The organism is Cyanobium sp. BA20m-p-22 (assembly GCF_024346275.1).
GTDB lineage: Bacteria > Cyanobacteriota > Cyanobacteriia > PCC-6307 > Cyanobiaceae > Cyanobium_A.
On sequence record NZ_JAGQCQ010000099.1, the window covers coordinates 1 to 10,995 of the forward strand.

Here is a 10,995-nt window from a genome sequence, read left to right on the forward strand (position 1 = left end):
GCCAAGGCCATCTGCGCCCAGCTGCGCAACCTCAACGCCCAGGGGCTCTCAGCCACCTCCCAGCAGGCCGTCGCCCAGATTGCCCGACAGGAAAACCTCAGCCCCATGGACGCTGAGGTGCTCACCACTTATGTAATCGGGCTCCACTGCCCCGATGTGCGCTGAGTGAAGGCCCCGCCCCCTGGCCGCTACGGGGTGCGCGGGCAAGACCAAGTGCGCTGGCAGGACCAAGGGATGACCTGTCGCGATGGCATCAGCCTGGCCAGTCGCATCTGGAGCCCTCAGGCACCAGGCCCCTGGCCCGTGCTGCTGATGCGCCAGCCCTACGGGCGGGCAATCGCCTCCACCATCACCTACGCCCACCCGAGCTGGTATGCCTCCCACGGCTTCTTGGTGGTGGTGCAGGACGTGCGGGGTAAGGGGGACTCCGGCGGCGAGTTCGGGGGATTTGCCCAGGAAGCCGCCGATGGGGCCGACAGCATCCGCTGGGCCCGCCAGCTTGAGGGCAGCAACGGCCAGGTGGGCTGTTACGGCTTTTCCTACCAGGGCCTGACCCAGCTGCTCAGCGACGACCCCACGGCAATCCCCGATTGCCTGGCACCGGCCATGACCGGCCTGAACGAGTGCTCCGACTGGGCCGTGACAGGGGGCGCCCACTGGTGGGCCCTGGGCCTGGGCTGGGGGCTGCAACTGGCGGCCCAGCGCTGCCAGAGGCGGGGCGATGGCAGCGGTTGGCGCGCGATCAGGCGCAGCCTGGAAACGGGCAGCTTTCTGGAAGAGGGGCTGGAACTGCTGGAGCGCCATGATCCCGAGGGCATGGCCAGGCGCTGGCTGCTGGAGCCTGCAAACGGCAACTGGCCCTGCCATCGGCCGCCCCCGACCCTGCTGCGCCAGCCGATGCTGCTGATCGGAGGCTGGTGGGACCCCCACCTGGGCGGCATCCTGGACCTCTGGGCCCAATCCCGCCTCGCCGGCGGCCTACCCACCCTGCGGATCGGCGCCTGGAGTCATACCAATTGGCAGGGGGGCATCGATCGGCTGCAGCTGGCCTTCTTCCAGCACCATCTGCGCCGCCAGCCCCTCCCCCCTGAGCTGCTCGCCCCAGCCCTGCTGGAAGACGCCAGCAGCCATAGCTGGCAGGCGCCGGCAGCACGATCCAGCCAGCCGGTCTGGGGCTTGGCGAGCGGCGGACTCGCCGCCATCGATTCCCAGGAGGGCCAGCTGCTTTCCCCCCAGGCCAGCTGGGGGGAGGTGACCCTGGTGCACGATCCCTGGCGACCAGTTCCGGGCAGGGGGGGACACCTGGGGCTCGACCCGGGACCCTGCCAGCGGGGCGACATCGACCAACGTGGGGATGTGGCCTGCTTCACCAGCGCGCCCCTGCCCCGGCCGCTGCGGCTTGAGGGCCGGCCGCGGCTGAGCATTGCCGTGGAGGCCGACCAGCCGAGCTTCGACCTCTGCGCAGCCCTATCGGTGCTCGACAGCACGGACGCCAGCGTCCTCCAGCTCAGCACCGGCATGGCCCGCTGCCACCAGCAGCCCGGCCAGAGCTCGGTGCTGCTGGTGCAACTGCAGCCCCTGCTGGCCAGCTTGGCCGCCGGCCAGCGGCTGCGGCTCTCCCTGGCGGGGGCGGCCTGGCCCCAGATTGGCGTCAACCCTGGCAATGGCGACGATCCCCCTGGGCCCAGCGGCCCCGGCCACCGGGTGATCAGCCTCAGGTTCGATCTCCAGGGGTCGAGCCTGGAACTGATGCCGCTGCTGGATCTAGATCTTGGTGCTGAAGAAGACTTTGGGCCAAATGGAGAGCCTGGGGCAAACTGAGCCTCTTCCACTGTCTCCCCGATCCTGATGCGCCACCTGCGCTCCCCTCGCCGCTCAGCCAGCCTCGCTCTCCTGGCCCTGGCCACCGCCATCTGCATGGGAGCTGGGCCTGGCCTTCCGGCAACCGGGCTGGCGGCCCAGGAGCAGGCCGCTGAAAGCAAGCTGCCGGGTCTCAGTGTGGAGGAGGCGCGGGCGGCTGCGAACCGGGTCCTGAAGGCGGTGCAGAGCCGGGATGCCAACCTGCGCTACAGCCAGTTCTCCCCTGAACTCAAGGCAGCCAGCAGCCCATCGATGGTGGCAGCCACCATGCGAACCCAGCCCCAACTGCTGAGCTGGAAGCTGCTCAGCGTCCAGCGCGGCCTGCGCACCACCACCGTGGAGGTCAGTCTCAACACGAGCGCCGGCAAGCAGGAGGTGTTCCTGGTGCTCAATGGCGCCGGTCAGATCAGCGGCTATCACATCGATTTGACCGATCAGGCCCCCAGCCTGGTGGCCAGGAAATTTGTCGCGGCCCTCAGCAGTGGCCACTTCATCTCCGCCCGCAGCTTTCTGAGCCTGGAAATGCAGCGGGAGATCGACGTCGCCAGCCTGCAGGCTCGCTGGCAGCAGCTGCAGCGCCAAACCGGAGATTTTGTGCGCATCAACAAGGTTGTGGAAGCGGGCAGCACCTCTGACCAGCACCTGGTTCTGGTCAACACCGAATTCAACCGACTGAGCGATTCGCTGTTTGTGATTCTCGACAACAACAATCAGATCATTGGCGTCGATTTCCCCAGTGACCCGGTCAGCCCAAAGCCCGTTCCCTGAACCCGCTGCGGCCTAAGCTCGCTGATCGCTCGCTGCTGGTTCATGTCCGTGCTCAGCCTTGATTGGATGGTGCAGGACGCCGAGCGGCTGGCGGAATGCCGCCACGACTATCCATTCGCCGTGCTGGGTCCCCAGCTCCTCGAGAGCGAAGCCTGGGTGGTGCGGATCTGGATGCCTGAGGCCGAGATGGTGGAGCTGCTGCTCGACGGCCAGGCCCTGGCGATGCAGACCCCCAACCATCCCTGGATCCATGAGGTCGAACTGGGCAGCGATCCGGGCATGGGCTACCAGGTGCGGGTGGTGCGGGGCGGGGTTGAACATGTTCAGCACGATCCCTGGGCCTTCCGTGGTGAGTGGATGGGTGAACTGGATCGGCTGCTGTTCGCCGAGGGGAATCACCATCACATTTGGCGCAAAATGGGCGCCCATGTGGTGGAGCAGAACGGCGTCAGCGGCGTGCAGTTCTGCCTATGGGCACCCAACGCCCGCAGCGTGGCGGTGCTCGGCAACTTCAACAGCTGGGATGGGCGCCACCACCCGATGCAATCGCGACTGGGGGGCACCTGGGAACTGTTCATCCCGGGGCTGGAGCCAGGCGAGATCTACAAATATGAAGTGCGGGCCCAGAACGGCCACTGCTACCAGAAGGCCGATCCCTACGGCTGCCGCCATGAAGTGCGGCCCAACAACGGGTCGATCGTCGAAGCGCCCTCATGCCACAGCTGGGCCGATGCCGCCTGGATGGCGGAGCGCGACAGCCGCAATCCCCTCGATCAGCCGATTTCCGTCTACGAGATGCACCTGGGCAGCTGGATGCACGGCGCTGCCGACCAGCCCTACATCGAAGCCGACGGCACCCCCCGGCCACCCGTACCCGCCGCCGACCTCAAACCCGGCGCCCGCCTGCTCACCTACCCGGAGCTCGCCGATCGGGTGATCCCCTATGTGAAAGCCCGCGGCTTCACCCACCTCGAGCTGATGCCGATCTCCGAGCATCCCTTCGATGGCTCCTGGGGCTACCAGGTGACGGGCTGGTATGCCCCCACCAGCCGCTTCGGCAGCCCGGATGAATTCCGCGCCTTCGTAGACCGCTGCCACAGCGAGGGCATCGGCGTAATCCTCGACTGGGTGCCCGGCCACTTCCCCAAGGACGCCCACGGTCTGGCCTTCTTCGATGGGGCCCACCTCTACGAGCACGCCGATCCACGCATCGGCGAGCACAAGGAATGGGGCACCCTGATCTTCAACTACAGCCGCAACGAAGTTCGCAACTTCCTGGTGGCCAACCTGGTGTTCTGGTTCGAGCAATTCCACATCGATGGCATCCGCGTCGATGCGGTGGCATCGATGCTCTACCGCGACTACCTGCGCCCCGATGGTGAGTGGCTGCCCAACGAACACGGCGGCCGTGAAAACACCGAAGCAGTGCGTTTCCTCCAACAGGCCAACCACGTGCTGTTTGAGCACTTCCCAGGCGCCCTGTCGATCGCCGAGGAATCCACCACCTGGCCGATGGTGACCCAGCCCACCAACATCGGCGGCCTGGGTTTCAACCTCAAGTGGAACATGGGCTGGATGCACGACATGCTCGATTACTTCGAGCTGGATCCCTGGTTTCGCCAGTTCCACCAGAACAACGTCACCTTCTCGATCTGGTATGCCTTCACCGAAAACTTCATGTTGGCCCTCAGCCACGACGAAGTGGTGCACGGCAAGAGCCACCTGCTACACAAGATGCCCGGTGACGACTGGCAGAAGTTTGCCAATGTGCGGGCTCTGCTGGCCTACATGTGGACCCACCCAGGCAAGAAGACCATCTTCATGGGCATGGAATTCGGCCAGCGCTCCGAATGGAATGTGTGGGGGGATCTGCAGTGGGACCTGCTGCAACACGAAGCCCACCAGGGCCTGCAGCACCTGGTGGATGACCTGAACGTCTTCTACAAGTCGGAGCGGGCCCTCTGGGGCGATGACTTCAGCGAATTCGGCTTCCAGTGGATCGATTGCAATGACAATCGCCACTCGATCATCAGCTTTATGCGGCGCGAAAGCGCCACCGGCTCCTGGCTGGTGGTGGTGGCCAACTTCACCCCCCAGAGCCATTCCCACTACCGGGTGGGCGTGCCGCTCGAGGGCTTCTACGAGGAGGCCTTCAACACCGACGCCGAGCGCTACGGCGGCAGCAACTTGGGCAACCTGGGCGGCAAGTTCACCGACGAGTGGGGCATCCACGGCTACGAACAGTCGTTGGATCTCTGCCTGCCGCCCCTGAGCGTGTTGGTGTTCCGCCGCGACGAAAAACGCAGCGTCAACTCGCTCGGGTAGGTTCGCGCTCCGTGCCGCTTTCAGCCATGACAGAAACCGCCCCCCTGCTGCTGCGCGCCGCCCGAGGTGAGAAGGTGGAGCGGCCGCCCGTGTGGATGATGCGCCAGGCCGGCCGTTACATGAAGGTCTACCGCGACCTGCGCGACCGCCACCCCGGCTTCCGCGAGCGCTCGGAGAACCCCGATCTCTCCTTTGAGATCTCGATGCAGCCCTTCCACGCCTTCAAACCCGACGGCGTGATCCTCTTCTCCGACATCCTGACGCCGCTGCCTGGCATGGGGATCAACTTCGACATCGTCGAGAGCCAGGGCCCCCTGATCCAGGAGCCCATCCGCAGCCTGGCCCAGGTGGAGGCCCTGCGGCCGCTGCAGCCGGCCGAGAGCATGTCTTTTGTCGGCGATGTGCTGACGCGCCTGCGCCAGGCCGTGGGCAACGAGGCCGCCGTGCTGGGTTTTGTGGGTGCCCCCTGGACCCTGGCCGCCTACGTGGTGGAGGGCAAGAGCAGCAAGAACTATGCAGTGATCAAGGCCATGGCCTTCCAGGAGCCGGAGCTGCTGCACAAGCTGCTGGATCACTTCGCCGAATCGATCGCCGCCTACCTGCGCTTCCAGATCGATTCGGGTGCCCAGGTGGTGCAGATGTTCGATTCCTGGGCCGGCCAGCTCAGCCCCATGGATTACGACACCTTCGCGGCGCCCTACCAGAAGAAGGTGGTGGATCTGGTCAAGCAGACCCATCCCGATACCCCCTTCATCCTCTACATCTCCGGCAGCGCCGGCGTGCTTGAGCGCATGGCCCGCACGGGCGTCGACATTATTTCGCTGGACTGGACCGTGGACATGGCTGAGGGCCTGGCCCGCCTGCCCGAGCACCTGGGAGTGCAGGGCAACGTGGACCCCGGCTTGCTGTTTGGCACCCCAGAGGCCATCCGCGATCGCATCGACGACACCGTGCGCAAGGCCCGCGGCCGCAGGCACATCCTCAACCTCGGCCACGGCATCCTGCCGGGTACCCCGGAAGAGAATGGCCGCGCCTTTTTTGAGGCAGGTAAATCGGTGATGGAGCGCCTCGGAGCCCTGGCTTGAAGGCCGCCCCATCCCGGATCCTGATTACCGGGGCATCGGGCTGCGTCGGCCAGCACATCGCCGCCCAGCTCTACCGTGACACCGACGCCGAGCTGCTGCTGCTGCTACGCGATCCGGCCAAGCTCACCGCCGTTCCGGCCAACGATCCCCGCATCACCCTGCTGGTGGCAGACCTGCGGGAGCTCACCCCCCACGCCGGGGCGATCGCCACCGCCACCCGGGTGATTCACACGGCCACTGCCTGGGGCGACCCGGAGCGGGCCATGGCGGTGAACGTGGTGGCCGTGAAGCAGCTGCTGGCCTTCACCAGCCCGGAGTGGCTTGAGCAGGTGATCTATTTCTCCACCGCTTCCCTGCTCAACCGGCAGCTGGAGCTGCTGCCCGAGGCCCTCAGCGAGGGCACCGAATACATCCAAACCAAGGCCCTTTGCCTGCAGCAGCTGGAGCAGCACCCCCTGGCCGCGCGGATCGTGGCGGTCTTTCCCACCCTGGTGTTCGGCGGTGCGGTGGATGGAAAGGGGCCCTTCCCCACCAGCTACCTCACGGCGGGGCTGAGCGAGGCCTGTCGCTGGCTGTGGCTGGCGAAATGGCTGCGGGCCGATGCCAGCTTCCACTTCATCCACGCCGCCGACATCGCCCAGGTGTGCTGCCATCTGGCCACCAGACCCCATCAGAGCAACCAGGAGGCGGGTCAGGGTGCGTTGCGGCGCCTGGTGCTGGGCCAGCCCGCCATCAGCGTCGATGCCACGGTCAGCCAGCTGTGCCGCTGGCGCCGCAGCTGGCGGCCGCCCCTGGGCCTCAATCTCCAGGGGGCGCTGATCGAGACCCTGATCAAGCTGCTGCGCATCGAGGTCAACGCCTGGGATCGCTTCTCGATTCGCCAGCGCCATTTCGTACACGAGCCGGTGAGTCCGCCAGAGCGCTTCGGCCTGGTGAGCCATGCCGCCAGCCTGGCGGCGGTATTTGAGCAGGCCCGGCTTCCCCACCGGGGGCGGCCAGGCTCCTGAGCCGGCCCTGGGTTGCAAATGTTGCGAACCTGATTGCCTGGGGTCACAACAGGCCCCATCACCACTTAATTTCGACAAGTAGCCCATGCTTTAAGCGCCCTCCCATGCGCCGACTCCTCTCTTTGATTGCCCTCTGCCTGGCGCTCGTGCTGGGTGCCTCCCCGAGCTTCGCCGCCGATGCGGCCCACGGCGGCCAGATCTTCTCCGCCAACTGCGCGGCTTGTCACATGGGTGGCGGCAACGTGGTGAATGCCGAGCGCACCCTCAAGCAGGATGCCCTCGAGGCCTACCTGGCCAACTACGCCAGCGACCATGAATCCGCCATTGCCTACCAGGTGACCAACGGCAAAAACGCCATGCCTGCCTTCGGTGGCAAGCTCAGCGAAGGCGACATCGCCGACGTGGCCGCCTACGTCGAAGAGATGTCCGCCAAGGGCTGGGCCTGATCAGCTAACCCGATCAGCTTCACCGCTTCAGCGAAGCCCCGGCAGCAGCCGGGGCTTTTTTAATGGGGCTGGTGCCTGGCCTGGAGCGCCTAAATCACTCCCGGCCGCGCCTGGCAGCCAGAACGGCTAAGTAGAGATCTTCAGGAACCTCGCGGATGTCGTACTCGCTGGGGAGCACCCCATGCACATGGCGATGGACAACCATCCAGCAATTGCGTTCAGGGTCTCGGGCGGTGGAGTCAAACTCGCAGGATTCGGCAGCAAGCCGCTCAATTAACGGATCCATCACGTCAGCCAACGCCAGCAATCCCGGTGCTAGGCCAGAGTGGCCTGAGTCCCAACCCTCTGTAAAGCATGCTGGCTGCCCTGATTGGTCTGGCCGCCCTGCTCGCCAGCGCCGCCCCAGCCCTGGCCCAATCCCCCATCGGGGACTCCTGCCCCCTGGTGGTTCCGCCAGGCCAGCGCTTGCTCCAACCCAGGCGGATCCAGCCCGATCAGGTGAAGGCCAAGAACGCCATGGGCTGCCTCTCCCCCGCCGATGCGGTCTATGGGGCCGATGGCTGTCCGCTCCGGCTCTGCAATCCCGATGCCGGGGTGATTCAGCTGCCGCCTCCATAGGCCACTGCCATAGACCGCCTCCATAGGCCGGTTCTCACGCCCAGCTGATTCGGCCTCCCGGGGTGCCAGCTTCTGGCTCTGCCCATAGCTTTGAAGCACGGCTCCATTCCAGAGGTTCCCATGCATCCCACCGCCGAACTGTTCACCGAAAAGGCCTGGGGCGCCGTGGTCGCTGCCCAGCAACTGGCCCAGCAGAAGCGCCAGCAGCAGATGGAGAGCGAGCACCTGCTAGCGGCCCTGCTGGCCCAGCAGGGTTTGGCCGGCCGCATCCTGGAGAAGGCCGGGGTGGATGTGGGCAGCCTGAGCCAGAAGCTGGAGGCCTGGATCGCAGGCCAACCGAGCCTCAGCGCCGCAGCCGAGAACGTCTATCTCGGCAAGGGGCTCAATACCGTGCTCGATCAGGCAGACAGCCTCAAGGGGGCCTACGGCGACAGCTACATCGCCATCGAGCACCTGCTGCTGGCCCTGGCCATCGATGACCGCTGCGGCAAGCAGCTGCTGTCGCAGGCCGGCACCAATTCCGACAAACTCAAGGAAGCAGTACAGGCCATCCGAGGCAGCCAGAAGGTGAGCGACCAGAACCCCGAAGGAACCTACGAATCCCTGGAGAAATACGGCCGCGACCTGACCCAGGCGGCCCGCGAAGGCAAGCTCGACCCGGTGATCGGCCGCGACGAGGAGATCCGCCGCACGATCCAGATTCTCAGCCGCCGCACCAAGAACAACCCGGTGCTTATCGGCGAGCCCGGCGTGGGCAAAACCGCGATCGTGGAGGGTCTGGCCCAGCGCATCGTCAATGGCGACGTGCCCCAGGCCCTGCAAAACCGCCAGCTCGTGTCGCTGGACATGGGCGCCCTGATCGCCGGCGCCAAGTATCGCGGCGAGTTTGAGGAGCGGCTCAAGGCCGTGCTCAAGGAGGTCACCGCCTCCGAAGGCCAGATAGTGCTGTTCATCGACGAGATCCACACCGTGGTGGGGGCCGGTGCCACCGGCGGAGCCATGGATGCCAGCAACCTGCTCAAACCCATGCTGGCCAGAGGCGAACTGCGCTGCATCGGTGCCACCACCCTCGATGAGCACCGCCAGCACATCGAAAAGGATCCGGCCCTGGAGCGCCGCTTCCAGCAGGTGTTCGTGGATCAACCCACGGTGGAAGACACCATCTCGATTCTGCGGGGCCTCAAGGAGCGCTATGAGGTGCACCACGGCGTGCGCATCGCCGACAACGCCCTGGTGGCCGCCGCCGTGCTCAGCAGCCGCTACATCGCCGATCGCTTCCTGCCGGATAAGGCCATCGACCTGATGGATGAATCGGCCGCCCGCCTGAAGATGGAGATCACCTCCAAACCGGAGGAAATCGACGAACTCGATCGCCGCATTCTCCAGCTGGAGATGGAAAAGCTCTCTTTGGGGCGCGAATCCGATGCCGCCAGCCGCGATCGGCTCGAGCGACTCGAAAAAGAGCTCGCCGACCTGAGCGAGCAGCAGAGCGCCCTCAATGCCCAGTGGCAAAAAGAGAAGGGTTCGATCGATGAACTCGGCGCCATCAAGGAGGAGATCGAGCAGGTGCAGCTGCAGGTGGAGCAGGCCAAGCGCAACTACGACCTCAACAAGGCCGCCGAACTTGAATACGGCACCCTGGCCGGCCTCCACAAGAAGCTCGCCGCCAAGGAGGAGGAGCTCAATGCCGGCGGGGCAGCCGGAGAGAAGAGTCTGCTGCGCGAGGAGGTCACCGAAGACGACATCGCCGAGGTGATCGCCAAGTGGACCGGCATCCCAGTGGCCAAGCTGGTGCAGAGCGAGATGGAGAAACTCCTTCAGCTCGAAGATGAGCTGCACACCCGCGTGATCGGTCAGGCCCAGGCCGTAACGGCCGTGGCCGATGCGATCCAGCGCTCCCGGGCGGGCCTGAGCGATCCAAACCGGCCAATTGCGTCCTTCCTGTTCCTCGGCCCCACCGGCGTGGGCAAAACCGAGCTCTCCAAGGCCCTGGCTTCCCAGCTGTTCGATTCCGAGGAGGCGATGGTGCGCATCGACATGAGCGAATACATGGAGAAGCACGCCGTGAGCCGCCTGATCGGCGCGCCTCCGGGCTACGTGGGCTACGAGGAAGGCGGCCAGCTCACCGAAGCGGTGCGGCGCCGGCCCTACGCGGTGATCCTGTTTGACGAGGTGGAGAAGGCCCACCCCGATGTGTTCAACGTGATGCTGCAGATCCTCGATGACGGCCGCGTCACCGATGGTCAGGGCCGCACGGTGGATTTCACCAACACGGTGCTGATCCTCACCAGCAACATCGGCAGTAGCTCAATTCTCGATCTGGCCGGGGATCCAGCCCGCCACGGCGAGATGGAAGCCCGGGTAAACGAGGCCCTGCGGGGCCACTTCCGGCCCGAATTCCTCAACCGGCTGGATGAAACGATCATCTTCCACAGCCTCAAGCAGGAGGAACTGCGCCAGATCGTGGAGCTGCAGGTGCAACGCCTGGCCCGGCGCCTGGAAGATAAAAAGCTGACACTCCAGCTCAACGCCGATGCCCTCGACTGGCTGGCAGGAGTGGGCTATGACCCTGTCTATGGGGCCCGGCCACTCAAGCGCGCCATCCAGCGGGAACTGGAAACCCCTATAGCCAAAGCCATCCTGGGCGGCCAATTCAGCGGCGGCCACACCATCGCCGTGGCGGTGGAGCAGGAGCGGCTGCGCTTCCAGCAGATCGATCCGGCCAAGCTGCCGGTGCTGGTTTAGGCCGCGAGAGCCTGGCGAATGGCCGGGGTCTCGGCCCAGCTCCGTCGTTTACGGCACAGCTGAATCGGCCGGGCCATGAAGCCAAGGCAGCGGAGAAGTCGAAGGGTGGAAGTTTGGCCGGCAGGGCATTGGCCGGCTCAG

9 protein-coding genes are annotated in these 10,995 nt (G+C 65.6%); 8 read left to right on the forward strand and 1 reads right to left on the reverse strand.

Translation table 11 applies throughout. The features are described from left to right. Positions 1 to 165: 165 nt before the first annotated feature. The 6 genes from KBZ15_RS09980 to KBZ15_RS10005 all read left to right on the forward strand — a co-directional run bounded on the left by KBZ15_RS09980 (position 166) and on the right by KBZ15_RS10005 (position 7,491). Complete coding sequence (locus tag KBZ15_RS09980; RefSeq protein WP_315859871.1) at positions 166 to 1,821, forward strand: CocE/NonD family hydrolase; 1,656 nt, start codon at positions 166 to 168, stop codon at positions 1,819 to 1,821. Positions 1,822 to 1,848: 27 nt separating this feature from the next. Further along, the gene (locus KBZ15_RS09985; protein WP_255015060.1) at positions 1,849 to 2,628 is read left to right on the forward strand and encodes a DUF3887 domain-containing protein; all 780 of its coding nucleotides are present in this window, start codon (positions 1,849 to 1,851) and stop codon (positions 2,626 to 2,628) included. A gap of 42 nt (positions 2,629 to 2,670) precedes the next feature. After that, positions 2,671 to 4,953 (forward strand): 1,4-alpha-glucan branching protein GlgB, encoded by a 2,283-nt coding sequence (gene glgB, locus KBZ15_RS09990; protein ID WP_255015061.1) that lies wholly within the window; start codon positions 2,671 to 2,673, stop codon positions 4,951 to 4,953. Positions 4,954 to 4,979: 26 nt separating this feature from the next. Beyond that, positions 4,980 to 6,038, forward strand: coding sequence for a uroporphyrinogen decarboxylase (gene hemE, locus KBZ15_RS09995; protein ID WP_255015062.1), 1,059 nt, complete (start codon positions 4,980 to 4,982; stop codon positions 6,036 to 6,038). Beyond that, the gene (locus KBZ15_RS10000) at positions 6,035 to 7,045 is read left to right on the forward strand and encodes an NAD(P)-dependent oxidoreductase (RefSeq protein ID WP_255015063.1); all 1,011 of its coding nucleotides are present in this window, start codon (positions 6,035 to 6,037) and stop codon (positions 7,043 to 7,045) included. Before hemE ends, KBZ15_RS10000 begins: the two co-directional genes overlap by 4 nt. 104 nt (positions 7,046 to 7,149) lie before the next feature. Then, complete coding sequence (locus tag KBZ15_RS10005) at positions 7,150 to 7,491, forward strand: c-type cytochrome (protein ID WP_197150651.1); 342 nt, start codon at positions 7,150 to 7,152, stop codon at positions 7,489 to 7,491. 94 nt (positions 7,492 to 7,585) lie between these two features. Here KBZ15_RS10005 and KBZ15_RS10010 read toward each other — a convergent pair whose 3' ends face one another. Beyond that, a complete protein-coding gene (locus KBZ15_RS10010) occupies positions 7,586 to 7,777 on the reverse strand; it encodes a hypothetical protein (protein ID WP_197150654.1) in 192 nt (63 codons plus the stop codon). A gap of 68 nt (positions 7,778 to 7,845) precedes the next feature. On the opposite strand from KBZ15_RS10010, the gene KBZ15_RS10015 reads away from it, so the two are divergent. Further along, positions 7,846 to 8,109, forward strand: a complete 264-nt coding sequence (locus tag KBZ15_RS10015) for a hypothetical protein (protein WP_255015064.1) — start codon at positions 7,846 to 7,848, stop codon at positions 8,107 to 8,109. Positions 8,110 to 8,229: 120 nt separating this feature from the next. After that, positions 8,230 to 10,854: an ATP-dependent chaperone ClpB gene (gene clpB / locus KBZ15_RS10020; protein ID WP_255015065.1), complete on the forward strand. Its 2,625-nt coding sequence runs from the start codon at positions 8,230 to 8,232 to the stop codon at positions 10,852 to 10,854. Positions 10,855 to 10,995: the final 141 nt, after the last annotated feature.

Bases quoted from the DNA above. Each gene is read 5' to 3' on its own strand.
- KBZ15_RS09985 (WP_255015060.1), top strand. From the start codon at position 1,849: ATGCGCCACCTGCGCTCCCCTCGCCGCTCAGCCAGCCTCGCTCTCCTG.
- glgB (WP_255015061.1), top strand. From the start codon at position 2,671: ATGTCCGTGCTCAGCCTTGATTGGATGGTGCAGGACGCCGAGCGGCTG.
- hemE (WP_255015062.1), top strand. From the start codon at position 4,980: ATGACAGAAACCGCCCCCCTGCTGCTGCGCGCCGCCCGAGGTGAGAAG.
- KBZ15_RS10005 (WP_197150651.1), top strand. From the start codon at position 7,150: ATGCGCCGACTCCTCTCTTTGATTGCCCTCTGCCTGGCGCTCGTGCTG.
- KBZ15_RS10010 (WP_197150654.1), bottom strand. From the start codon at position 7,777: ATGGATCCGTTAATTGAGCGGCTTGCTGCCGAATCCTGCGAGTTTGAC.
- KBZ15_RS10015 (WP_255015064.1), top strand. From the start codon at position 7,846: ATGCTGGCTGCCCTGATTGGTCTGGCCGCCCTGCTCGCCAGCGCCGCC.
- clpB (WP_255015065.1), top strand. From the start codon at position 8,230: ATGCATCCCACCGCCGAACTGTTCACCGAAAAGGCCTGGGGCGCCGTG.